The 22,250-nt window shown below is 64.1% G+C and carries 23 protein-coding genes; 16 read left to right on the forward strand and 7 right to left on the reverse strand.

What is annotated here, in order from left to right; translation table 11 throughout:
- Positions 1-94 precede the first annotated feature (94 nt).
- Genes ribB through AAEO60_RS06645 form a run of 3 tightly spaced genes read left to right on the forward strand, consistent with a single transcriptional unit; the run spans position 95 to position 2,775 of the window.
- Positions 95-1,396, forward strand: coding sequence for a 3,4-dihydroxy-2-butanone-4-phosphate synthase (gene ribB, locus AAEO60_RS06635; RefSeq protein WP_341672864.1), 1,302 nt, complete (start codon positions 95-97; stop codon positions 1,394-1,396).
- Positions 1,397-1,399: 3 nt separating this feature from the next.
- Positions 1,400-1,819, forward strand: a complete 420-nt coding sequence (ribH, locus tag AAEO60_RS06640) for a 6,7-dimethyl-8-ribityllumazine synthase (protein WP_341672865.1) — start codon at positions 1,400-1,402, stop codon at positions 1,817-1,819.
- Positions 1,816-2,775 (forward strand): aldo/keto reductase, encoded by a 960-nt coding sequence (locus AAEO60_RS06645; RefSeq protein ID WP_341672866.1) that lies wholly within the window; start codon positions 1,816-1,818, stop codon positions 2,773-2,775. Before ribH ends, AAEO60_RS06645 begins: the two co-directional genes overlap by 4 nt.
- 5 nt (positions 2,776-2,780) lie before the next feature.
- Here the strand turns inward: AAEO60_RS06645 and AAEO60_RS06650 are convergent, their stop codons facing one another.
- Positions 2,781-3,689, reverse strand: coding sequence for a DUF8021 domain-containing protein (locus AAEO60_RS06650; protein ID WP_341672867.1), 909 nt, complete (start codon positions 3,687-3,689; stop codon positions 2,781-2,783).
- Between the two features lie 119 nt (positions 3,690-3,808).
- Here AAEO60_RS06650 and AAEO60_RS06655 point away from each other — a divergent pair, with 119 nt between their 5' ends.
- Positions 3,809-4,069 carry a hypothetical protein gene (locus AAEO60_RS06655; protein ID WP_341672868.1) on the forward strand — a complete coding sequence of 87 codons (261 nt, stop codon included), beginning with the start codon at positions 3,809-3,811 and terminating at the stop codon, positions 4,067-4,069.
- Here the strand turns inward: AAEO60_RS06655 and eno are convergent.
- The gene (gene eno / locus AAEO60_RS06660; RefSeq protein WP_341672869.1) at positions 4,066-5,349 is read right to left on the reverse strand and encodes a phosphopyruvate hydratase; all 1,284 of its coding nucleotides are present in this window, start codon (positions 5,347-5,349) and stop codon (positions 4,066-4,068) included. The genes AAEO60_RS06655 and eno overlap by 4 nt on opposite strands.
- Positions 5,350-5,496: 147 nt before the next feature.
- On the opposite strand from eno, the gene AAEO60_RS06665 reads away from it, so the two are divergent.
- From AAEO60_RS06665 to AAEO60_RS06685, 5 genes are all read left to right on the forward strand, one after another.
- The gene (locus AAEO60_RS06665; RefSeq protein ID WP_341672870.1) at positions 5,497-6,033 is read left to right on the forward strand and encodes a hypothetical protein; all 537 of its coding nucleotides are present in this window, start codon (positions 5,497-5,499) and stop codon (positions 6,031-6,033) included.
- A 45-nt stretch (positions 6,034-6,078) separates the two neighbouring features.
- Positions 6,079-6,504 (forward strand): phage holin family protein, encoded by a 426-nt coding sequence (locus AAEO60_RS06670; RefSeq protein WP_341672871.1) that lies wholly within the window; start codon positions 6,079-6,081, stop codon positions 6,502-6,504.
- On the forward strand, positions 6,497-6,859 hold the full coding sequence (locus tag AAEO60_RS06675; RefSeq protein WP_341672872.1) for a hypothetical protein: 363 nt from the start codon (positions 6,497-6,499) through the stop codon (positions 6,857-6,859). Before AAEO60_RS06670 ends, AAEO60_RS06675 begins: the two co-directional genes overlap by 8 nt.
- A 22-nt stretch (positions 6,860-6,881) precedes the next feature.
- On the forward strand, positions 6,882-7,373 hold the full coding sequence (locus tag AAEO60_RS06680; protein ID WP_341672873.1) for a hypothetical protein: 492 nt from the start codon (positions 6,882-6,884) through the stop codon (positions 7,371-7,373).
- A gap of 85 nt (positions 7,374-7,458) precedes the next feature.
- Entirely contained in the window at positions 7,459-7,692 is a 234-nt protein-coding gene (locus AAEO60_RS06685) for a DUF4170 domain-containing protein (protein WP_341672874.1), read from the forward strand.
- 61 nt (positions 7,693-7,753) lie between these two features.
- Here the strand turns inward: AAEO60_RS06685 and greA are convergent, their stop codons facing one another.
- The 4 genes from greA to carA all read right to left on the reverse strand — a co-directional run bounded on the left by greA (position 7,754) and on the right by carA (position 13,337).
- The gene (gene greA, locus AAEO60_RS06690; protein ID WP_341672875.1) at positions 7,754-8,221 is read right to left on the reverse strand and encodes a transcription elongation factor GreA; all 468 of its coding nucleotides are present in this window, start codon (positions 8,219-8,221) and stop codon (positions 7,754-7,756) included.
- 105 nt (positions 8,222-8,326) lie between these two features.
- Positions 8,327-11,650: a carbamoyl-phosphate synthase large subunit gene (gene carB / locus AAEO60_RS06695; protein ID WP_341672876.1), complete on the reverse strand. Its 3,324-nt coding sequence runs from the start codon at positions 11,648-11,650 to the stop codon at positions 8,327-8,329.
- On the reverse strand, positions 11,650-12,159 hold the full coding sequence (locus tag AAEO60_RS06700; RefSeq protein WP_341672877.1) for a hypothetical protein: 510 nt from the start codon (positions 12,157-12,159) through the stop codon (positions 11,650-11,652). The genes carB and AAEO60_RS06700 overlap by 1 nt, the downstream gene beginning before the upstream one ends.
- Entirely contained in the window at positions 12,156-13,337 is a 1,182-nt protein-coding gene (gene carA, locus AAEO60_RS06705; RefSeq protein ID WP_341672878.1) for a glutamine-hydrolyzing carbamoyl-phosphate synthase small subunit, read from the reverse strand. Before carA ends, AAEO60_RS06700 begins: the two co-directional genes overlap by 4 nt.
- 150 nt (positions 13,338-13,487) lie before the next feature.
- Here carA and AAEO60_RS06710 point away from each other — a divergent pair, with 150 nt between their 5' ends.
- The 7 genes from AAEO60_RS06710 to AAEO60_RS06740 all read left to right on the forward strand — a co-directional run bounded on the left by AAEO60_RS06710 (position 13,488) and on the right by AAEO60_RS06740 (position 21,819).
- On the forward strand, positions 13,488-13,940 hold the full coding sequence (locus AAEO60_RS06710; protein ID WP_341672879.1) for a GatB/YqeY domain-containing protein: 453 nt from the start codon (positions 13,488-13,490) through the stop codon (positions 13,938-13,940).
- A 78-nt stretch (positions 13,941-14,018) separates the two neighbouring features.
- Positions 14,019-15,920, forward strand: coding sequence for a DNA primase (gene dnaG / locus AAEO60_RS06715; protein ID WP_341672880.1), 1,902 nt, complete (start codon positions 14,019-14,021; stop codon positions 15,918-15,920).
- A gap of 9 nt (positions 15,921-15,929) precedes the next feature.
- The gene (gene rpoD / locus AAEO60_RS06720; RefSeq protein ID WP_341672881.1) at positions 15,930-17,951 is read left to right on the forward strand and encodes an RNA polymerase sigma factor RpoD; all 2,022 of its coding nucleotides are present in this window, start codon (positions 15,930-15,932) and stop codon (positions 17,949-17,951) included.
- A 25-nt stretch (positions 17,952-17,976) separates the two neighbouring features.
- Complete coding sequence (locus AAEO60_RS06725) at positions 17,977-18,528, forward strand: pseudouridine synthase (protein WP_341672882.1); 552 nt, start codon at positions 17,977-17,979, stop codon at positions 18,526-18,528.
- Between the two features lie 82 nt (positions 18,529-18,610).
- Complete coding sequence (parA, locus tag AAEO60_RS06730; RefSeq protein WP_341672883.1) at positions 18,611-19,243, forward strand: ParA family partition ATPase; 633 nt, start codon at positions 18,611-18,613, stop codon at positions 19,241-19,243.
- 40 nt (positions 19,244-19,283) lie between these two features.
- The gene (locus tag AAEO60_RS06735; protein WP_341672884.1) at positions 19,284-20,888 is read left to right on the forward strand and encodes a GMC family oxidoreductase; all 1,605 of its coding nucleotides are present in this window, start codon (positions 19,284-19,286) and stop codon (positions 20,886-20,888) included.
- A 46-nt stretch (positions 20,889-20,934) separates the two neighbouring features.
- Positions 20,935-21,819, forward strand: coding sequence for a DUF8021 domain-containing protein (locus AAEO60_RS06740; protein ID WP_341672885.1), 885 nt, complete (start codon positions 20,935-20,937; stop codon positions 21,817-21,819).
- Here the strand turns inward: AAEO60_RS06740 and AAEO60_RS06745 are convergent.
- On the reverse strand, positions 21,813-22,232 hold the full coding sequence (locus AAEO60_RS06745; RefSeq protein WP_341672886.1) for a nuclear transport factor 2 family protein: 420 nt from the start codon (positions 22,230-22,232) through the stop codon (positions 21,813-21,815). The genes AAEO60_RS06740 and AAEO60_RS06745 overlap by 7 nt on opposite strands.
- Positions 22,233-22,250 lie beyond the last annotated feature (18 nt).

Raw genomic sequence — 22,250 nt, forward strand, 5'->3', positions numbered from 1 at the left:
TGCGGCCTGCCGAGTCGCGGCGCAAGAGGCAATGTTGGCCTCCAATGTGATATCACGCACTTGCGATCACATTATAATGTGATAAGCGGGCTGCATGAACGACATAACGATAGCTCGCGTCCGCGAAATCATCGCTGACGGAAAGATGACCCGCGCCGGACTCGCCCGCGCCGCCGGTCTCCACGCCAACACCCTGCGCGACTGTACCGAAGTCGGCTGGAACCCCACCACCGAAACGCTCGGCAAGCTCGATCGCTTCCTGACAGAAAACGACCAGACACCGGTGCTCGTCGGGATCGAGGAGATCATCGAAGAGGCGCGCAATGGCCGCATGTTCATCCTTGTCGACGACGAAGACCGCGAGAACGAAGGCGACCTGATCATTCCCGGCCAGATGGCCACGCCCGATGCGGTCAACTTCATGGCCACCTACGGCCGCGGGCTCATCTGCCTTGCTCTCACACGCGCACGCGTCGATGCCCTTGGCCTCGAACTGATGAGCCGCAAGAACCGCACGCGGCACGAAACTGCCTTCACCGTCGCCATCGAGGCCCGCACCGGCGTCACCACCGGCATCAGTGCGGCAGACCGCGCGCGCACGGTTTCGGTCGCCATCGACGCCAGCAAGGGTCCCGACGATATCGTCACGCCTGGCCACGTGTTCCCGCTCGTCGCTCGCGAAGGCGGCGTACTGGTGCGCGCCGGCCATACCGAAGCCGCGGTCGACATCTCGCGCCTTGCCGGTCTCAACCCCAGCGGCGTGATCTGCGAGATCATGAACGAAGACGGCTCGATGGCGCGGCTGGAAGACCTGATCGGCTTCGCCCGCAAGCATGGCCTCAAGATCGGCACGATTCGCGACCTGATCGCCTATCGCCGCCAGAACGACCACCTCGTCGAAAAGCGCGAGGAAGAACGCTTCAGCAGCGAATGGGGTGACGACTGGCGCGCCATCAGCTTCTACAACACCGCCACGCGCGGCGAAACGATGGCCCTGGTGAAGGGGCACATCGACCCCGACGCCCCTACCCTCGTGCGCATGCATGCACTATCGATGTTCGACGATATCTTCGCCCGCAAGGGTGATCGGCGCAGCCTTCTCGAAGGGTCCATGCGGATGATCGCGGAAGAAGGCTCGGGCGTCGTCGTGCTGATAAATCAGCCCCGCCCCGACTATGCCAGCAGCGCCGTCCGCCGCCTGAACAAGAAGCCCCCTCGCGATGACGACATGCCGCCAGAGGAGCAGCGCGACTACGGTGTCGGCGCGCAAATCCTCACCGAACTGGGCGTGCGCGACATGGTGTTGCTCACCAATACCAGCCATTCGCTCGTCGGACTGGACGGCTATGGCCTGTCCATCGTAGGCGAGCGGCCGATTGTTCTTGAGGAGAAATAGACGATGGCCCGCTTCCTGATTGTCGAGGCCCGTTTCTACGGCCATCTGAACGACATGCTGATCGACGGCGCGCGCAATGCCTTGCGCGATGGGGGGCACGAGGTCGACGTCCTGACCGTCCCCGGCGCGTTGGAAGTGCCCGGCGCCATCGCCATGGCAGCCGAAAGCGCCCAGTACGATGGCTTCGTCGCCATCGGCGTCGTGATCCGCGGCGAGACCTATCATTTCGAGATTGTCGCTGGCGAAAGCGCACGCGCGATCATGGCCCTGACCATGGATGGCATTCCCATCGGCAACGGCATCCTCACCACCGAGAACGAGGAACAGGCGCTGGTGCGCGCGGACCCGGCGCAGAAGAACAAGGGCGGCGAGGCGGCACGGGCGGCCATGCGGCTGCTCGAACTGCAGGAGAAGTTCCGATGAGCGACCATCCCGCAATCGCAGGCATCCCGCTGGTCCTGGGCGGCAACGTCTTCGGCTGGACCGCCAAGGGCGAGGATGGCTTTGCTGTCCTCGATGCCTTCTACGAGGCTGGCGGCCGCATGATCGACACTGCCGACGTCTACTCGGCCTGGATTCCCGGGCACGTCGGCGGCGAGAGCGAAAGCTTCATCGGCGAATGGCTCGCCTCGCGCGGGGTGCGGGGGGACATGCGCGTCCACACCAAGACCGGCATGCTCAGCAAGAACAAGCCCTTGGTGCCCGGCTCTGCTGGCGATCCCGATCTCTACCAGCCGCAAGCGGTGAAGGATCACCTCGCTGCCTCGCTGGAGCGCCTGCAAACCGACTATATCGACCTCTACTACGCCCACCGCGACTTCGAGGAGCTGGAGGTGGCGCAGATCGTCGAAGTCTTCGACGCCACGACAAAGGACGGTACCGTCAAGTCGCTGGGCGCGTCGAACTTCAACGCCGAGCGCCTCGAGGCGGCACTGGACCACGCCGACAGCACGGGTGCCGAACCGTTCCGCGCACTGCAGAACGAGTACAACCTCGTCGCCCGCAAGGCCTACGGGGCAGACTTGCAGGCGATCTGCGTCGAACGTGGCATCGCTATGCTGCCCTTCTTCGGTCTCGCCGCAGGCTACCTGACGGGCAAGTACCGCAAGCCGGAAGACTTCGAGCAAGGCCAACGCGGCTACCGTACCAAGGACTATGCCGAAGTCGGCCCGCCCGTCCTCGCCGTGATGGACGAGATTGCTGCCGACACCGGTGCCTCCATGCCCGCCATCGCGCTGGCCTGGCTGGTGCGCCAGCCCGGCATTCCGGCACCGATTGCGAGCGCGCGGAACGTCGAACAGCTGACCGAGCTGCTCGAGTTCACGCAGGTCGAGCTAAGCGAGGCGCAACTGGCCGAACTGACCGAGGCGCTCGCCTAGCCTGCCTAGGGCTGCTCGATACCCTCGGCAATCGGCCAACCGCCAAGATCCAGCTCCGGTGGCAGCAGGCGGATATAGGCCTCCACCATGTGGATCTGGCCGTCGTAGACCTTGAACATCTCCCACGCCGTCAGCCGGTCAGAGCCCGGGCCGCTGGCATTCCATGACAGCCGCATCAGTACGATGCCCATGCGTTCGTCGACGACAATGTCACGCACGGTCACACGGCCGAGCTGGTTGAAGATCGCCAGCGACTGGTTGCCGATGTCGTTGCAGCCGGGGATGAAGGTGCAGTCCGGCCCCGCCATCATCATGCCGTTCTCGATGCGGTAGGCATCATCAGAGAACGGCGTGCCGACGGCGTTGAAAGTCTCTGCGTTGGACAGGCCGAGCGGATAGAGCATGGCGATGGCCACGGCGTCCTCGCGGCTTTTCAGTTGCTCTGGCCGGGGCGCCAGGTTCATCTCCACGGACGGCGCGCCGCTGTAGCGGTCGATGGCGAAGAGCAGGCCCTCGGCGCGGCTGCGGGTGGCAACAAGTTCTATTTCGTTCAGGCGCTGCCGGTCGTCCACCTTCACGCGCACAACGAGGATGATCGGGGCTCCCGATTCCTCCACCATGACCCCCGCCACACCGACGCCTGCATGTTCGTCGATAATGTCCTGCCGATAGCCGCGCAGCCGTGTGACCGTGCGCACCAGGCCAACCTGCGCCAGTTCCTTCTCGACGCCGTCCTCGGTAACCCGCAGGTCCGGCGCGACGTCGAGGCCGCTGGTGTCGTGCCGCACCAGCGCGTGCAGAACCTCGGTGACCTTGCCGCGCAGGCATTCGCGGTCACAGTCCTGCGCGCTGGCAGGCGTAGCCACCATCAATGTCGCTGCAATCGTCAGGCACAGTGCCAGCACCTTGCGCATGAAATCTTCTCCCTTTCCCCGGTATCTTCGCGCGCAGCTATATCGGCAGCATCGAGGCAACGGAAGGGTCGACCCGCCGTGGCTGGAACCACTTGCCCTGCCCGCGCGCTTTGGCTGGCATGAACGGACCGCTGGAATGGATCGCCGCCATTGGCACCATGATCGCCGCCTCACTGATCGCGTTCGACCTTGGCCGGCGCGCAACGGCGTGGGGGTTCGTGCTGTTCTGCCTCGTTTCGATCACCTGGATCATTTCCGGCCTGACCGGCGGATCGATGCCGATCGCGGCAATGAACGCCGTGTTGCTGGCGATCAACGTCTGGGGCGTGTGGCAGTACTGGTTCCACCCGAAGAACCGGGCTGACAGCGAGAGGCCTTAGGCAAGCCGCCCGAAGCATCCGCGGCCGGCGTACCTGGCACTGTCGCCCAGCTCTTCCTCGATGCGGATCAGCTGGTTGTACTTGGCGAGCCGGTCCGACCGGGCGAGCGAGCCGGTCTTGATCTGGCCGCAGTTGGTGGCAACCGCGAGATCGGCGATGGTGGCGTCTTCGGTTTCGCCCGAACGGTGGCTCATCACGCTGGTGTAGCTCGCGCGGGTGGCCATATCGACCGCGGCCAGTGTCTCGGTCAGCGTGCCGATCTGGTTGACCTTCACCAGCAGCGAGTTGGCCAGGCCCTGCTCGATGCCCATGGCGAGGCGCTCCGGGTTGGTGACAAAGAGGTCGTCGCCCACCAGCTGCACCTTGTCGCCAATCAGATCGGTAAGCGCCTTCCAGCCGGCGAAGTCGTCTTCGGCCATGCCGTCCTCGATCGACTTGATCGGGTAGTCATCACACAGCTCGGCGAGGTAGGCGGCCATTTCGTCAGGCGTCAGCGAGATCTGCTCGCCTGCCATGTCGTATCGGCCGTCGGCGAAGAACTCAGTCGAGGCGCAGTCGAGCGCCAGCACTACGTCTTCGCCCGGGGTGAACCCGGCCCTCTCGATCGAGGCCATGATGAAGTCTAGCGCGTCGCGGGTGCTGGCAAGGTTGGGCGCGAAGCCTCCTTCGTCGCCGACCGAGGTCGACAGGCCCTTCTCCGCTAGTCCCTTCTTCAGCGTGTGGAAGATTTCCGCGCCCCAGCGCACACCTTCGGCCAGCGTGTCGGCGCCGACCGGCATGATCATGAATTCCTGGATGTCGATCGGGTTGTCGGCATGCTCGCCGCCGTTGACGATGTTCATCATCGGCGTGGGCAGCACATGCGCCGAGACCCCGCCAACATAGGAATAGAGCGGCAGGCCACGCGCATTCGCGGCGGCCTTGGCCACTGCCATGCTGACGCCGAGGATGGCATTGGCGCCGAGCTTGGCCTTGTTGGGGGTGCCATCGAGCTCGATCATGGCGCGGTCGATATCGCGCTGGTCCTCGGCATCGAGGCCGAGAATGGTGTCGGAAATCTCGCCGTTGACCGAGTCGACCGCCTTCAGCACGCCCTTGCCAAGGTAGCGATCCTTGTCACCATCGCGCAGTTCGACCGCCTCGTGCGCGCCCGTCGAGGCGCCCGAAGGCACTGCCGCGCGACCGAAGCTGCCATCTTCCAGCAGCACGTCGACTTCCACTGTCGGGTTGCCTCGGGAATCGAGAACTTCGCGGCCGTGAATGTCGATGATGGCGGTCATGTAAAAATCTCCGGATTTCGGTGTTCGCGCCCCCTATACTCTTGGAACTTTGCACTGCAACATGCGTTGATCTCTTGAACGGGGGTGTCTTACTCCCATAATACAATATTGAGGGACCTTCCCGCTAACTCGAAAAAGGGGAACACAATGGCTGCCAAGAAACCAGCAACGACCAAGAAGACGGAAGCAGACCTTGCTGCCGTCGCCGCCGCAACCGCTGCTGCCGAACCGACCACCAGCAATACGTCCGAGGCCAAGTCGCGCTTCAATGCCGCCCTGGAAGAGGCCAAGGCCGGCGCCGTCGCCCTGGGCGACGAAGCCCGCGCCCGTGCAGGTAACGTCCGCGACGAAGCCCGCGCCCGCGGTGAAGACTGGGCTGGCGATGCCAAGGAAAAGGCGGGTGAACTCGCTGTCGAAGGCAAGCACAAGGCCAGCGAAGCCCTTACCAACCTGTCGCGCATGATCGACGAGAACGCAGCGTCGCTCGACGAGCGGTTCGGCCCGAAGTACGGCGACTACGCCCGCTCGGCATCGCGCTCGCTGCAGGAAAACGCCCGCAAGCTTGAAGAGAAGAGCTACGAGGAATTGGCTGAAGATTCGCGTGAAGCGATCCGCAAGAGCCCCGCAACGGCGGTTGGCCTGGCGGCACTGGTCGGTTTCTTCTTCGCCCGCCTGTTCCGCTAGACCCTCGTGGAGGGACGGGACGACAATACCGGCTCGGCCGCAACCATGGCGCATGGCGATGCCGCGCTTGACGATGCGTCGCAGGGTGTGCCTCCGCACGAGGAGCACACCACTGCGCCCACTCGCTCGCTTGGTGACGATCTCGAAGCGCTGATCGAGGACGCGAAGACCTATGTCGACGCAGAGCTTTCGTATCAGAAATCACGCGCAGGCTTCGTTGCCAACCGCCTGAAGCAGACGATCGCCTTCGGGGCGGTCGCGATCTATTTCGCGATCCTCGCGACGATCGGCCTCACGGTCGGACTGATCATCGCGTTGACCCCATACCTGACAGCATGGGGCGCAACCGCCGTGGTCGTGACCGGCCTCCTGCTGCTGACCCTGCTCATGGTGCTGCGCGCATCGAAAGCCTGGAAAAGCTTGATGGGCGCCATGCAAGGCGACGAGGAGGAACCGACCGACGATGGCTGACCCCGAACAGCAGCTGCGTGAAGACCGCGCCCTGCGCAACGACGCCAAAGGGCTGGTCAAGAACAGCATCGACAACGTTAAAGGTGACATGGCGCAGCGCGGCTTCGGTGCCCGAGTGGCCTCTCGCGCCAAGGATGGCGCCGCCCAGATTGCCGACGACAGCGCGGATTTTGTCCGCAGCCACGGCAACCAGCTCGGCACCGGGTTGGTGTTTGGTGCCCTGGCCTTGGTCGGGTGGATGTTCCGCGGCCAGATAGCTGACGCCATCTACGAACTGGTCAACCAGGACGAGGATGCAGCTGACGAAGCCGATCCGGAACCCGAAGCCCCCGTCGACGATTTACACAGTGACTGAATATTCCAGCTGGAGACACCCAATGAGCGATCCCAAACGCGAAGAAATCAAGGCCCGTATTGCTGCCGCACAGGCGCGTGAAGAGGCTGAGCAGCTGCCCACCCGCTCCGAACGCGCCAAGGATGCCGTGTCCGGTGCCGCCGACAGCTTCACCACTTTCGTCAAGGAACGCCCGCTGACCGCCGCTGCCGGCGGCCTCGTGCTGGGCATCCTCGTCGCCTCCATGTTCAAGGGCCCGCGCCGCGCTGCCATGCGTGGCGGTGCCAAGGCCGCTGGCCTCGCCGCGCTTGGTGCCGAGGCCGCCACGGCCTTCACCAGCGAACTGTTCGACGATGCCAAGGCTGCCGGTCGCGAAGGCGCGCGCAAGGCGGAAGACCTCGGCGATGCGGTAGGTGACACGGCCCGGTCCTTGCGCCGCGACGCCAGTTACCAGGCTGCGCGCACCGGCGATCTCGCCCGTATTGCTAGCCGTGAAACCGGCAAACGCCTCGCACGCGCGTTCGGACGTCGCTGATCGGTTGAGCCCGCCCTCTTGCGCTGGGCGGAGTTTGCCGTAGATGCACGGCGAGTTTCCCTTCCAGCGACGAAAGGCCACGCGCATGCCCGATAGATCCCAGCTCCTCCACCTCGTCATCGGCGGCCGGGTAAATGACCCGCGGACCGTAGAGTTCCAGGACCTGAAGGACATCCATGTGGTCGGCTTCTATCCCAGTTATGCCGAAGCCGAAGAGGCATGGCGCGGCTGGGCGCAGCGCACGGTCGATGATGCAGAAATGAAGTACGTGATCGTGCACCTGCACAGGCTGCTGGAGCCTGACCTGCCGGGAACCTGATGGCAGACACAAAAAAGCCCCGCTTCGGCGGGGCTTTTCGTATCCGTCACTGACGTGAGGATCAGATGAATTCGATCTTTTCGATCAGGTAGAACTTCTCGCCCGAGGGTACGGTCACTTCCACTTCGTCGCCCACGCTCTTGCCGATCAGCGCGCGCGCCAGGGGGCTTTCGTAGGAAATACGGCCCACCTTGGCATCGCTCTCTGCCTGGCCGACGATCTGGTACTTCAGCGCCTTGTCGTCTTCGTCGAGCACCGTGACAGTCGCGCCGAAGACCACCCGCTCGCCCGACAGGCTTGCCGGGTCAATGATCTGGGCCCGACTGGTCTTGTCTTCCAGGTCGGCAATCTGGGCTTCGACCTGGCCCTGGCGTTCCTTGGCGGCGTGATATTCGGCGTTTTCCGAAAGGTCGCCATGCGCGCGCGCTTCCTCGATCGCATCGACGATCTTGGGCCGCTCCTCACGCAATGCCTTGAGGTCTGCGGTCAGCTTTTCGTAGCCCTCCGCGAGCATGGGCACTTTCTGCATTATCTTCCCTGTCCTTGTCTGTCCGACCCGTCAAAACGATCGTGGCCCGCCCGATCAGGCGGCTTCGCAAGCGTCAATATGAAGGGGGAGATGTGTGTCTAAGGCCTAGCTATAATAGTCCTGCAAGGCGCGTACTTCAAGATCACTTGCATTTACGGATACAATAGCCTGCGCTGCGGCCGCCGAAGCAGCCGCCGTCGTGTAGTACGGAACCTTCATTTCCAACGCCGAAGCGCGGATCGACTGGCTGTCCTTGTGGCTTTGCCAACCTTCGGTGGTGTTGAACACCAGCGCGATCTCGCCATCGACGATCTTGTCGACGATGTGCGGACGGCCTTCGGCCACCTTGTTGACACGTTCGACCGGCAGTCCCTGCTCGACCAGGTACTTCTCGGTGCCGCCCGTGGCGATCACCGTGAAGCCGAGGTCGGCCAACTGCTTCACCGGGCCGACAATCTGCGGCTTGTCGCTGTCCTTCACCGATACGAAAACGCAGCCGCTGGTCGGCAGGTTGGATCCTTCGGCGATCTGCGCCTTGGTATAGGCGGTGGGAAAATCCTTATCTATTCCCATGACTTCGCCGGTGGACTTCATTTCCGGTGTAAGCACCGGGTCGCTGCCGGGGAAGCGGGCGAAGGGGAAGACGGCTTCCTTCACCGCGACATAGTCCAGTTCGCGCGGGATCGCCGGCATGTCGGCTAGCTTCTCGCCTGCCATGACGCGCGCGGCGATCTTGGCGACCTGCGCGCCGGTGGCCTTGGCCACGAAAGGCACGGTGCGGCTGGCGCGCGGGTTCACCTCGATCAGGTAGACCTCGCCGTCCTTTACCGCGAACTGCACGTTCATCAGGCCGCAGACGCCGAGCGACAGGGCCAGGGCTTCGGCCTGGCGCTCCATTTCCTGCACGATCTCGTCGGGCAGGCTGTAGGGCGGCAACGAGCAGGCGCTGTCGCCCGAGTGGACGCCGGCTTCCTCGATGTGCTGCATGACGCCAGCGATCACGACCTGCTCGCCGTCGCACAGGGCGTCGACATCGCATTCGATGGCATCGCGCAGGTACTGGTCAACCAGCACAGGCGAGTCGCCGGACACGTCGACCGCGGTCTTGATGTAGTTTTCGAGCTGCGCGTCGCTGTCGACGATCTCCATCGCCCGCCCGCCGAGTACGTAGGAGGGACGCAGCAGCACGGGGTAACCGATCCGGTGCGCCACGGCGAGTGCTTCCTCGCCGCTGTAGGCGATACCGTTTTCGGGCTGCTTGAGGTCCAGCTTGTCGACCAGCTTGGCAAAGCGTTCGCGGTCTTCGGCAAGGTCGATCGCGTCGGGCGAGGTGCCGAGGATCGGGATACCCGCTTCCTCCAGCGCGCCGGCCAGTTTCAACGGGGTCTGCCCGCCGAACTGCACGATCACGCCCTTCAGCGTGCCCTTGGTATGTTCGACGCGCAGGATTTCCAGCACGTCTTCGGCTGTCAGCGGCTCGAAATAGAGGCGGTCGGAGGTGTCGTAGTCGGTTGAAACCGTCTCCGGGTTGCAGTTGACCATGATCGTCTCGTAGCCCGCTTCGCTCAGCGCGAAACAGGCGTGGACGCAGCAATAGTCGAACTCGATGCCCTGCCCGATCCGGTTCGGGCCGCCGCCGAGGATGACGATCTTCTCGCGGTCGCTCGGCCATGCCTCGTTCTCGGGCTCGCCGAAGCTGGGCGCCTCGTAGGTCGAGTACATGTAGGGCGTGATGGCTTCGAACTCGGCAGCGCAGGAGTCGATGCGCTTGAACACGGGCAGCACGCCCAGCTTCTGGCGCAGTTCGCGCACTTCCTGCTCGCTCGTGGCACCGGCCATGGCCCGCAGGGCATCGTGCAACAGGCCGGAGCGCTTGGCCTGCGTCTCGCCCAGGCCGCCCGCAACGCCCACCGAACGCACGGCCAGCGTGGCAAGCCGCTTGTCGGAGAAGCCCATGGCCTTCAACCGGCGCAGTTCGGCAGCTTGGTTGGGCAGGCCATCCTGGCCGATCATCGCCTCTTCGTAGACGATTTCCTCGATGTGCCGCAGGAACCACGGATCGTAGAAGGTGATCGCCTGAACTTCCTCGACGGTGAAGCCCTCGCGGAACGCCTGCGCGATCATCAGGATGCGGTCCGGCGTCGCCTGGCTAAGCGCGGCGGTGATGTTGTCGCGGCTCTGGCCTTCCAGATCCACCACGCGGTTGAACCCGTCGAGCCCGGTCTCGAGGCCGCGCAGCGCCTTCTGCAGCGATTCCTTGAAGTTGCGGCCGATGGCCATGACTTCGCCGACCGACTTCATCGCGGTGGACAGGTGGTTGTCGGCGCCCTTGAACTTCTCGAAGGCGAAGCGCGGGATCTTGGTGACGACATAATCGATGGTCGGCTCGAACGAGGCCGGGGTCGCGCCGGTGATCTCGTTGGTGATCTCGTCGAGCGTATAGCCCACGGCCAGCTTGGCCGCGACTCGGGCGATGGGGAAGCCGGTGGCCTTGGACGCCAGCGCCGAGGACCGCGACACGCGCGGGTTCATCTCGATCACGATCAGGCGGCCATCCTCCGGATTGACTGCGAACTGTACGTTCGAACCACCTGTTTCCACGCCGATTTCGCGCAGCACGTTGATGCTGGCGGTGCGCATGATCTGGTATTCCTTGTCGGTCAGCGTCAGCGCCGGCGCGACAGTGATGGAATCGCCCGTGTGGACGCCCATCGGATCGACATTCTCGATCGAGCAGATGATGATGGCGTTGTCGTGCTTGTCGCGCACGACCTCCATCTCGTACTCCTTCCAGCCCAGCAGGCTTTCCTCGATCAGCACCTCTGTGGTGGGGCTGGCGTCGAGGCCGGAGCGGACGATGCGTTCGAATTCCTGCTTGTTGTAGGCCACGCCGCCGCCGGTGCCGCCCAGGGTGAAGCTGGGGCGGATGATCGACGGCAGGCCGGTGCGTTCGAGCACCTCGTAGGCCTCGTCGAGCGTATGGGCGACGCCCGAACGCGCAGATTCGAGGCCGATCTTGTCCATCGCCGCGCGGAAACGCTGGCGGTTCTCGGCCTTGTCGATGGCATCGGCCTTGGCGCCGATCATCTCCACGCCGTATTCCTTGAGGACTCCCATTTCCTCCAGCTTCAGCGCGCAGTTGAGCGCGGTCTGCCCGCCCATGGTGGGCAGCAGGGCGTCGGGGCGCTCCTTGGCGATGATCTTGGCGACGATTTCCGGCGTGATCGGCTCGACATAGGTGCGATCGGCGAATTCCGGGTCGGTCATGATCGTGGCCGGGTTGGAATTGACCAGGATGACGCGATAGCCGTCTTCCTTCAGCGCCTTGATCGCCTGGGTGCCCGAATAGTCGAACTCGCAGGCCTGCCCGATGATGATCGGACCAGCGCCAATGACGAGGATGGAGGAGATGTCAGTACGTTTGGGCATTACTCAGTGGCATCCATTGTCTGGGTATCCGTCTCTTCGCTGGACACTTCGTCGTCCTGACCGAGCGGGAAAATGCCCGCTTCCACCAAGAGTCCGTCCGTGGCGAGATATGCGTCGTCAAAACGGTCGAAAAAGCGTGACTCAAGATCGTCTGCGACCTCACACCCTTCTACGCTCCGATCAAAGAAGTTCTCGACGACCCGGCGAACTTCATCCAGCCGCTCCGATGCAGTCGCGCCGTCTGCCATAATAGCACTCGTGCTATGAAGCTCGATCGGTCGCTCGGTATCGCAGGATGCAGCCACCGTCTCCATCAACAAGGGTGATGCGTAGATCGAAGGTTCTTTCGCGACATAAATCGCAACAAAAATGCCATCGATATCTCGAACCATCGCAGCATGATAATCAGGGTGTGAGCCAACGAACCATTCGTCAGTTTGAGCGGTCAGAGCGGTTGGGGTCGCGGAAAGCGCGAAGACCGCAAAGGATATCAGCAGCCGCCTTATCACCCCAACATCCCCACAAACTTCTCGAACAGGTAGAAGCTGTCCTGCGGGCCGGGGCTCGCCTCGGGGTGGTACTGCACTCCGAAGGCCTTCTTGCCGGTGATCGAAATGCCGCAGTTGCTGCCGTCGAACAGCGAAATGTGCGTCTGCTGCACGTCCGCCGGCAGGGTGTCGGGGTCGACCGCGAAACCGTGGTTCATCGAGGTGATTTCGACGAGGCCGGCGGTCTCGCCCCAGCCCTCGCCCACGCGCTGGACCGGGTGGTTCGCGCCGCGGTGGCCCTGGTGCATCTTCACCGTCTTCGCGCCCGCCGCTAGCGCCAGCATCTGGTGGCCGAGGCAGATGCCGAACAGCGGCACGTCCTTGTCCAGCAGCGCCTTGATCACGGGCACGGCATATTCGCCCGTCGCCGCCGGATCGCCCGGGCCGTTCGACAGGAACACGCCCTCCGGTTCCAGCGCCATGATTTCCTCCAGCGAGGCCTTGGCCGGAACCACCGTCACCTTGGCGCCAGCGCGCACGAGGTTGCGGAAGATGTTGTCCTTGGCGCCGTAGTCGATGGCGACCACGTGGGGACGGCTATCGCCCTCGCCCGAATGGTATCCGTGGCCCAGCTGCCAGTAGGAGCCCTGCCAGTCCTCCTGCCCTTCGCGGGTGACGCGCTGGGCGAGGTCCATGCCTTCCAGCCCCGGCCATTCCTGCGCGCGCTGCAGCAGGGCGTCGATGTCGAACTTGCCGTCCGGAGCGTGGGCAATCACCGCGTTGGGCGCGCCCGACAGGCGGATGCGGCGGGTCAGCGCGCGGGTGTCCACGCCGGCGAGGCCGATCTTGCCGTGCTTCTCCATCCACTCGCCAAATTCGACTTCGGAGCGGAAGTTGGATGAGTGGGTGATATCTTCGCGGACGATGCAGCCGACAGCGCTTTCGACCACGCTCTCCACGTCCTCGGCATTGGTGCCGACGTTGCCGATGTGCGGGAAGGTGAAGGTGACGATCTGCGCCGCGTAGGAGGGATCGGTCATCACCTCCTGGTAGCCGGTCATCGAGGTGTTGAAGCAGACCTCGCCAACCTCTGCGCCCGTGGCGCCAAATCCCTTGCCCCAGACAACTGTCCCGTCTGCAAGAACCAAAACACCCGTAGCGCCTTTAGGTTGCGCAGACGAAGAGGCGAGAAAGGCCATGGTGGCTCCCGTGAATCAGTGGACCGGCAATGTGTGCTAAGTCCCAGCCGCTAGAGACGCGGAAGGGCACCGTCAAGCGCGAGGCTTGGCTTTATTTCGCCATCCCCTACATGGGGCGCAATCATCCACAGGAAAGCTGCGAGAAAACAGATGCTGCGCGACACCATCAAGACCGAAACCGTTACCGCGATGAAGGCCGGCGACAAGCCGCGCGTGGCCGCGCTGCGCCTGATTTCCGCCAAGATCAAGGACCGCGACATCGAGGAACGCACCAAGTCGTCCTCCGGTGACGACGATGCTCTGGTGATCGACGTCCTGCAGAAGATGGCCAAGCAGCGCCGCGAATCGATCCAGATGTACGAAGACGGCGGCCGTACCGAGCTGGCCGAGCAGGAAAAGGCCGAACTGGCCGTGATCGAGGAATTCCTGCCCAGGCAGCTGGGCGAGGACGAGACCAAGGCGATCATCGAATCGATCAAGGCCGAACTGGGCGCCGAAGGCATGAAGGACATGAGCCGCGTGATGGGCGAACTGAAGCAGCGCCACGGCACCGAGCTCGACATGAGCAAGGCCAGCGGCTGGGTGAAGGAAGCGCTCAGCTAAGGGCTATCCCCAGCCCTCCACAGCTAATCGAATCCAAACTCCCCGCGAATCGGGGGATTGGGCTATGGTTGAGGGCTTATGGCGCTGTCACCCCAATGGCTGGATGATCTGAAGTCGCGGATCACGCTGTCCGCGCTCATCATGCGCACAGTGAAACTGCAGCGCGCCGGGCGCGAGTGGAAGGCCTGCTGTCCGTTCCATTCGGAAAAGTCGCCCAGCTTCTACGTCAACGACCAGAAGGGCTTCTACCACTGCTTCGGCTGCCAGCAGCACGGCGGCGCGATCGACTGGATGATGGAGCAGCACGGGCTCCAGTTCATGGACGCAGTGAAGGAACTGGCGGCGGAAGCGGGGATGGACGTCCCCGCCCCCGATCCGCGCGCCGCCGAACGCGCCGAGGCGCGCGCGGGCCTGCATGATGTCATGGCAGCGGCGCAGGAATGGTTCGTCGAACAGCTGCGCGGGCCCGACGGGGCGGAGGCGCGCAGTTATCTGGAGCGTCGCGGCCTCAACGACAGGACGATCCGCCAGTTCGGTTTCGGCTGGGCGCCGGACGACAAGGAAGCGATCAAGAAGGCGCTGGCGCGGTTCGACGAGCGCCTGCTGGTCGAGGCGGGCCTGCTGATCGAGGTCGAGAACAAGATCCCCTATTCGCGTTTCCGTGGCCGCGTCATGCTGCCGATCCAGGATGCCCGCGAGCGGGTGATCGCCTTTGGCGGGCGTATCCTGCAAGACCGTGACGGGGTGGCGAAGTACCTCAACAGCCCCGACACGCCGCTGTTCGACAAGGGGCGCACGCTCTACAACCTGCACCGCGCCGCTGCTGCCTCGCGCAAGTCCGGCCGGGTGATCGTCGCCGAAGGCTACATGGACGTGATCGCGCTCGCGGCTGCCGGTTTCGAGGATGCCGTCGCGCCCATGGGCACGGCGCTGACCGAACAGCAGATCGAACTGCTCTGGCGCATGGCCGACAAGCCCGTGCTGTGTTTCGACGGCGACACGGCAGGCCGGCGCGCCGCCATGCGCGCGGCAGAGCGTGCCCTGCCCCTGCTGCGTCCGGGCCATTCGCTGCAAGTGGTCCAGTTGCCCACGGGCATCGACCCCGACGACCTGATCAAGCGCGATGGTCCCAAGGCGATGGAGTGCCTGCTGGCTGATACCAAGTCATTGCTCGACCTGGTCTGGGAGCACGAGCAGGCTGCGCAGCCGCTCTCCTCACCAGAGGACAAGGCGGGCCTGAAAGCGCGGCTGCTCGATCACGTCGACACTATCGCGCACCCTGACATCAAGTCGCTCTATCGCCGCGAACTGCTCGACCGCTACGGCACCTTCGCCTTCCCGCCGCGTCCGCAGCGCGAATTCAAACCGCGCAGTGGCGGCAAGTGGAACGACCAGCCCCAGCGCACTCCGCCAGAGGTCACGCAACGCCTGCGCAAGGCCACCACCGGCGCCTTCCGCGACATGCTAACCGCCGCCGTGCTCAACGGACTGGCGCAGCACCCGGGCGAGATTCACCGCCATGCCGACGCCCTCCTGGGCCTTGCGAAGGGTGATGCCCAATTGGCCCGGGCCGTGGATTTTCTGCTCGATAACGCACAAGAGCTTGAACCTTCCGCGAATTCGCCCATATCTGCTGCAGACAACCTGCCGCCGCCGCCGGATAAAGCCCGTTTCTCCTTCCTGATGGAAGGCTCCGATCCGGACGACGCGAGGGAGGATCTGGCCGAAGCCGTTGCCTTGCTGGTCGAGAGACCTGCATTGGAAGCGGCTATTGCCGCAGCCACGCGTCGTTTCGATATCGATCCGGATGGTGCGTTTGCCGAGCAGCAACGCTTGCGCAAACGAAAACTGGAAATCGATTCGCGACTGGGGCAAATGGCACGCAAACGCGCCGCGCAATCTCAGGAAGGTGCTGAGGCGCAGGGACAACAGGATAGGGCAGCTGACGAAAGTCAGCCCGCCGAGCAAGAGACGGATTGAACCAGCATAATGGCCAAAGACGATGGCAACGGCAAAGATGACGCGCCGCTGATCGACCTCAACGAGGCCTCGATCAAGAAGATGATCGCGAAGGCGAAGCGCAAGGGCTACATCACCTATGACGAGCTGAACGAGGCGCTGCCCTCTGGCGAGATGAGCTCTGACCAGATCGAGGATATCCAGTCCGCGCTGTCGGACATGGGCGTGCAGATCGTCGAGAACGCCGAAGAAGCCGAAGAGGACGACGACGACGGTCCCGAGGAAATCGCGCCGACCGGTTCGGAATCGCGTGCCGAGGACAACAAGCACGTCCCCGAAAAGAAGAAGAGCACCGCTGGCGAGGGCCGCACCGACGACCCCGTGCGCATGTACCTGCGCGAAATGGGCGCGGTGGAACTGCTCAGCCGCGAAGGCGAGATCGCCATTGCCAAGCGTATCGAGGCCGGCCGCGACACCATGATCATGGGCCTGTGCGAAAGCCCGATCACCTTCCACGCCATCATCACCTGGTCCGAAGCGCTGAACTCGGAAGAGATGCAGCTCCGCGAAATCCTCGACCTTGACGCCATGCTTTCTAAGGAGCCACCCGTCGACAAGATGGAGGAAGGCGCCGAAGACGATGACGACGGCGAGATCTCCGAGGAGACCGCCGGCCCCACCATCCGCGACGATGACGAGGATGACGACGACGAGGACAACGAAGAGGGCGAAGACGGCGAGGAAGGTTCGAGCCGCAAGCGCGACGAGGACGAGGAAGAGGACAACACCATGTCCCTCGCCCAGATGGAAGCGGCGCTGAAGCCCGACGCCATCGAGCGTTTCGCCCGCATCACCGACCTGTTCAAGAAGTTCGAGAAGCTCCAGGCCGAGCGTGTCGACGTGCTGGGCGCCGGGGAGGAATTCCCCAAGGCGAAGGAAAACCGGTACGAGAAGCTGCGCGAGGAACTGACCGCCGAGGTCGAGTCCGTACAGTTCCACGCGACCAAGATCGAATACCTGGTCGACAATCTCTATGCCTTCAACCGTCGCCTGACCGCTTTGGGCGGGCAGATGCTGCGCCTGGCCGAACGCCACAAGGTGAAGCGTCTCGACTTCCTCGAAAGCTATGTCGGCAACGAGCTCGACGATGCCTGGATGAAGGAGCGCGCGAAGAAGGACAAGAAGTGGGCTGCCTTCGCCGAGAAGGAAGCCGACGCGGTCGAGCGCATCCGTGCCGAGATCGCCGATATCGCCAGCGCCACGGGCATGAGCCTGGACGAATTCCGCCGCATCGTGAACATGGTGCAGAAGGGCGAGCGCGAGGCGCGCATCGCCAAGAAGGAAATGGTCGAGGCCAACCTGCGCCTGGTGATCTCGATCGCCAAGAAGTACACCAACCGCGGCCTGCAGTTCCTCGACCTGATCCAGGAAGGCAACATCGGCCTGATGAAGGCGGTCGACAAGTTCGAATACCGCCGCGGTTACAAGTTCAGCACCTACGCCACCTGGTGGATCCGGCAGGCGATCACCCGCTCGATCGCCGACCAGGCGCGCACGATCCGTATCCCGGTCCACATGATCGAGACGATCAACAAGCTGGTGCGCACCAGCCGCCAGTTCCTGCACGAGCAGGGCCGCGAACCCACGCCGGAGGAAATGGCCGAACGCCTTTCCATGCCGCTGGAGAAGGTTCGCAAGGTGATGAAGATCGCCAAGGAACCGATCAGCCTCGAAACGCCCATCGGCGACGAGGAAGATTCGCACCTGGGCGATTTCATCGAGGACAAGAACGCCGTGATACCGGTCGACGCCGCGATCCAGGCAAACCTCAAGGAAACCGTCACCCGCGTGCTGGCATCGCTCACCCCGCGTGAGGAACGTGTGCTCCGCATGCGTTTCGGCATCGGCATGAACACCGATCACACGCTGGAGGAAGTAGGCCAGCAGTTCAGCGTGACCCGCGAACGTATCCGCCAGATCGAGGCCAAGGCGCTGCGCAAGCTAAAGCACCCGAGCCGCTCGCGGAAGATGCGCTCGTTCCTCGACCAGTAAGATCACGGCGGGACGCCGCACGGACATGTCCCGCCTGATCCTCTTCAACAAGCCGATGAACGTGCTGTCGCAGTTTACCGACCGCGGCAGCCCGACCAAGCGCGCGACGCTGTCGGACTTTATCGACATGCCCGGTGTCTATCCGGCAGGACGGCTGGACCGTGACAGCGAAGGGCTGTTGCTGCTGACCGATGACGGCCGGTTGCAGGCACGGATTGCCGATCCGAAGTTCAAGCTGCCCAAGACCTACCTCGTGCAGGTGGAAGGCATTCCCGATGCTGCTGCGCTGGACCAGCTGGCGCACGGGGTGATGCTGAACGACGGCCCCACCCTGCCCGCCGAGGCGGAACTGATCGACGATCCGCAGCTATGGCCGCGCGATCCGCCAGTGCGCTTCCGCAAGACCGTGCCCGACTGCTGGCTGCGCCTGACCATCCGCGAAGGACGCAACCGGCAGGTGCGCCGGATGACGGCGGCCGTTGGCAACCCGACCCTGCGTCTCGTGCGCTGGTCCATCGGCGATTGGCAGCTGGATGGCCTGCAACCGGGCCAATTTCGCGAGGCCCCCGCCCGCTAAGTCGATGGACACCCGCCGTCAGGCATGGCAATTGTACCAGCAGGAGAGGAAACCGCCCGAATTCTTCAGGGAGTCCCTTTCCGTGTCCACCGAAACCAAGGTCATCGCCGTCGTCAGCCAGAAGGGCGGATCGGGCAAGACAACGCTCGCGCTGCACCTGGCCACCCATGCGGCCTACAAGAAGAAGCAGACCTGCGTGATCGACACCGATCCGCAGGCGACCGCCGCGGCATGGGGTGACTGGCGCGGCGATTTCCTGCCGGCCGTGGTCACCAGTCCGCCTGCCCGCCTCGCCCGCACCATCGAGAACGCCGCCAGGGAAGGCTGCGAGCTGGTGGTGATCGACACCCCGCCCCACGCCGAAGCGGCCATGCGCGAGGCGATCAAGGCGGCGGACCTCGTCCTCATCCCCACCCGCCCGCGCGCCTTCGACCTGCACGCGCTGGAAGGCATTGCCGACATGGTCAGCTTTACCGGCACCCCGGCGCACGTCGTGCTCAACGGCGTTCCGGCCCGCGCGACCAAGATGGTCGAGGAAGCCAAGGCGGCGGTGAAGGAAATGGGCCTGGAAACCTGCCCCATCCTGTTCGGCGAGCGCGCCGATTTCCACCGTTCCTCATCCAAGGGCGAAGTCGCCAGCGAGATCGACCCTGACGGCAAGGCGGCGGGCGAAGTGAAGGCGCTGTACAAGTGGTTGAAGAAGGCCCTCGACTAACCCGCTGGACGCACCGCCTGCTTGGCGTCATGCTCGGCCAATGGGGAGAGGGTACGACTACATCGTCGTGGGTGCCGGTTCGTCCGGCGCGGTGATTGCCGCTCGGCTGAGCGAGGACCCGACCTGTTCGGTGCTGCTGGTCGAGGCCGGAGGGCCAAACCGCCATCCGCTGCAACTGATGCCGCTGGCCTTCCCGCGTGTGGCGCTGGGCAAGATCGGGACATGGCAGTTCGAAAGCGAGCCCGAACCCGCGCTCGATAATCGTACCCTGGGCCTGCCGCGCGGCAAGACGCTGGGCGGGACAAGCGCGATCAATGCCATGATCGCCGTACGCGGCAACCGGCGGGACTTTGACGACTGGGCCAAGGCCGGTTGCGATGGCTGGGCCTTCGACGATGTCTTGCCCTACTTCAGGAAGCTGGAGAGCCACTGGCGCGGTAGAAACGAATGGCATGGCGGCGATGGTCCCATCGGCATCACCCGCATGGAGGGGCCGGACCTGCTGTTCGAAGCGCACCGCGAGGCGGCGGAACTGGTCGGCATCCCCTACTGCGACGATCCCAATGCCGCCGAACAGGACGGTATCAGCCACATGGAATCGACCGTGGCAGGCGGCAGGCGATCCAGCTCTGCCCGCGCCTACCTCGATCCGGCCAAGGGGCGTCCTAACCTGACGGTGCTGACCGTCGCTTTAGTGACCCGGATCGTGGTCGAGAACGGGCGCGCCACGGGAATCGAGGTGGCCGAGGGCACGGCGCGTAAACGCATTACCGCCGCAAGCGAGATCATCGTCAGCGCCGGGGCCTATGGCTCGCCGCAGATCCTGATGCTGTCCGGCATCGGCAATCCCAACGAATTGCGCACGCTCGGTATCGATCCGGTTCACGCCCTGCCCGGCGTCGGCAGCGACCTTGCCGATCATCCCGTGGTGATCCACGAATATGCGCTGAAGGACGACCTTGGCCTCACGCGCCACCTGCGGATCGACCGCGCGGCCATGGCTGCGGCCCAGTGGTTCCTCGGCGGCAACGGCCCCTTCGCCTATACGGGCACGCTTGCCAACGTCTTCATGCGCTCCAAGCCGGGGCTTGACCGGCCCGACATGCAGCTGATGTGCCTGCCGATGAGCGGCAATGCCCGCCTGTGGGTGCCCGGATTGCAGCGCAAGCCCGAGAGCTTCCTGTCCGTCCGCACCGGCTACCTGCCCTTGAAGTCGCGCGGCTGGGTGAAGTTGCGCAGCGCCGATCCGCGCGATCCGCCACGCATCTTCCTCAACATGTTTTCGGCCAGCGGCGACATGGCAGGCATGGTGCGCTCGATCCGCCTGACCCGCGAGATCTACGCGCAGGAACCGCTCGCCCGCCTGATCGACCGCGAGACCCAGCCCGGCGAGGCCTTGCAGAGCGACGTTGAACTCGAACGGTTCGTCCGCGCCAATGCCACGCACCGCTCGCATCCGGCCAGCTCGTGCCGCATGGGCACTGACGACATGGCCGTGGTCAACCCGCAGCTGCGCGTACACGGCGTCGAAGGACTGCGCGTGGCCGATGCCTCGATCATGCCCGCCCTGCCGCGCGGCAATCCCAACCTCGCTTGCCTGATGATCGGCGAAAAGACGGCAGACATGATCAGGTTTACCCGCTGAAACATCGTGCTAAACCGGCAATGAGGGATTTTGGGAGGGACTTTCGATGCATTCGATAAAGGCATTTGTCGTGGCTTGCGCCGCGCTGTTCGCGGCGCCGGCCATGGCACAGGACAATCACTGCGACCGCGCCTGCCTGGGCGATCTCGTGACGCAATATGTCGATGCCATGATGGCGCACGATCCCTCCGCGCTGCCACTGGCAGAGGACGCCGAATATACCGAAGGCGGCCGCGCCTTGCCGATGGGCGAAGGCGCCTGGCAGAGCCTGACCGCACGCGGCACTTTCCGGCACGACTATCTCGACACTACCCGGCAAGTCGCCGCAGCCCACGTCGACTTCTTCGAAGGCGAGACGCCGGTGCTGATCTCGGTCGCGCTGCATGTCGATGATGGCGAAATCAGCGGCATCGAGACCATCGTCCACCGCGCCACGCCGGATTCGCCCTTCCAGCCTGCCGTGCTCGACCAGCCAGTGCGCGGCATGGACGCACCAGTGCCCGAAGGCATGCGCCAGTCGCGCGAGGACATGGTCGACATAGCCTACCGCTATGCCGAGGGGCTGCGGCTGGGCAATTTCATCGACGCCCGCGTGCCCTTCGCGCCAGAAGCCTACCGGGTGGAGAACGGCGTCATCACCGCCGGCGAAGGCTGCCGCTTCACGCCCTGCGACCCTGCCCGCCAGCGGATCATGGTCCATCCCGGCCTCATCCCCAGCGTCGTCGCGGTGGACGAGGAAAACGGCACGGTGCTGCTGTGGATGAACTTCGGTTTCACCGATTCCTACGGCCCGGGGAACGCGCTGGTGACGATGGAAGCCTTCAAGATCTGGGGCGGATCGATCCATTCGATCAACGCCTTTTTCGACTTCCTGCCCATCGGTCGCGGCCGCGGCTGGCCTTCGGAAGACCCGGTCCCGCGGCTTTACTGAGCGGCAGGTGCCTCCGGCACCCAGACCGCGCCCTTGATGTAGCGGATCAGGCCTTCCTCGTTCAGCAGGTAGTGGATGTAGAACTCCACCGGAACGCGCATGCCGACGGGAATCGGCGTCATGCCGCCATAGCCGCGCACGTCCAGCTCTTCCTGCGACAGCTCCTTCAGCCCGGTGAACCAGATCACCACGTTGGAGACGAAGCCCTGTTTGCCCGGGAAGAACTCGCGGAATTCCACCTCCTCGCGGCAGTAGTCGTGGAAGAAGCCGTAGAAGGCGCGAAAGGCGGCCTTGCCGCGCACGGCAAAACCGGCATTTTCCAGCACGAAGTCGTCGGCGAAGAAGGTCTCCAACCTATCGTAATCGCGCGCGTTGAAGGCCTCGATATAGCGGTGATAGTCGTCTTCGGTCACGTGGCTCTCCCTTTACCG

This window comes from Aurantiacibacter gilvus (assembly GCF_038289935.1).
Classification (GTDB): domain Bacteria; phylum Pseudomonadota; class Alphaproteobacteria; order Sphingomonadales; family Sphingomonadaceae; genus Alteraurantiacibacter; species Alteraurantiacibacter gilvus.

What these genes read in the sequence shown, in the direction of transcription:
- AAEO60_RS06710 (WP_341672879.1), top strand. Translation starts at nt 13,488, where the DNA reads ATGCTGCGCGACACCATCAAGACCGAAACCGTTACCGCGATGAAGGCC.
- AAEO60_RS06685 (WP_341672874.1), top strand. Translation starts at nt 7,459, where the DNA reads ATGCCCGATAGATCCCAGCTCCTCCACCTCGTCATCGGCGGCCGGGTA.
- AAEO60_RS06735 (WP_341672884.1), top strand. Translation starts at nt 19,284, where the DNA reads ATGGGGAGAGGGTACGACTACATCGTCGTGGGTGCCGGTTCGTCCGGC.
- AAEO60_RS06670 (WP_341672871.1), top strand. Translation starts at nt 6,079, where the DNA reads ATGGCGCATGGCGATGCCGCGCTTGACGATGCGTCGCAGGGTGTGCCT.
- AAEO60_RS06650 (WP_341672867.1), bottom strand. Translation starts at nt 3,689, where the DNA reads ATGCGCAAGGTGCTGGCACTGTGCCTGACGATTGCAGCGACATTGATG.
- AAEO60_RS06645 (WP_341672866.1), top strand. Translation starts at nt 1,816, where the DNA reads ATGAGCGACCATCCCGCAATCGCAGGCATCCCGCTGGTCCTGGGCGGC.
- dnaG (WP_341672880.1), top strand. Translation starts at nt 14,019, where the DNA reads ATGGCGCTGTCACCCCAATGGCTGGATGATCTGAAGTCGCGGATCACG.
- AAEO60_RS06655 (WP_341672868.1), top strand. Translation starts at nt 3,809, where the DNA reads ATGAACGGACCGCTGGAATGGATCGCCGCCATTGGCACCATGATCGCC.
- AAEO60_RS06680 (WP_341672873.1), top strand. Translation starts at nt 6,882, where the DNA reads ATGAGCGATCCCAAACGCGAAGAAATCAAGGCCCGTATTGCTGCCGCA.
- rpoD (WP_341672881.1), top strand. Translation starts at nt 15,930, where the DNA reads ATGGCCAAAGACGATGGCAACGGCAAAGATGACGCGCCGCTGATCGAC.
- greA (WP_341672875.1), bottom strand. Translation starts at nt 8,221, where the DNA reads ATGCAGAAAGTGCCCATGCTCGCGGAGGGCTACGAAAAGCTGACCGCA.
- AAEO60_RS06725 (WP_341672882.1), top strand. Translation starts at nt 17,977, where the DNA reads ATGTCCCGCCTGATCCTCTTCAACAAGCCGATGAACGTGCTGTCGCAG.
- ribB (WP_341672864.1), top strand. Translation starts at nt 95, where the DNA reads ATGAACGACATAACGATAGCTCGCGTCCGCGAAATCATCGCTGACGGA.
- eno (WP_341672869.1), bottom strand. Translation starts at nt 5,349, where the DNA reads ATGACCGCCATCATCGACATTCACGGCCGCGAAGTTCTCGATTCCCGA.
- AAEO60_RS06665 (WP_341672870.1), top strand. Translation starts at nt 5,497, where the DNA reads ATGGCTGCCAAGAAACCAGCAACGACCAAGAAGACGGAAGCAGACCTT.
- AAEO60_RS06675 (WP_341672872.1), top strand. Translation starts at nt 6,497, where the DNA reads ATGGCTGACCCCGAACAGCAGCTGCGTGAAGACCGCGCCCTGCGCAAC.
- AAEO60_RS06740 (WP_341672885.1), top strand. Translation starts at nt 20,935, where the DNA reads ATGCATTCGATAAAGGCATTTGTCGTGGCTTGCGCCGCGCTGTTCGCG.
- carB (WP_341672876.1), bottom strand. Translation starts at nt 11,650, where the DNA reads ATGCCCAAACGTACTGACATCTCCTCCATCCTCGTCATTGGCGCTGGT.
- carA (WP_341672878.1), bottom strand. Translation starts at nt 13,337, where the DNA reads ATGGCCTTTCTCGCCTCTTCGTCTGCGCAACCTAAAGGCGCTACGGGT.
- ribH (WP_341672865.1), top strand. Translation starts at nt 1,400, where the DNA reads ATGGCCCGCTTCCTGATTGTCGAGGCCCGTTTCTACGGCCATCTGAAC.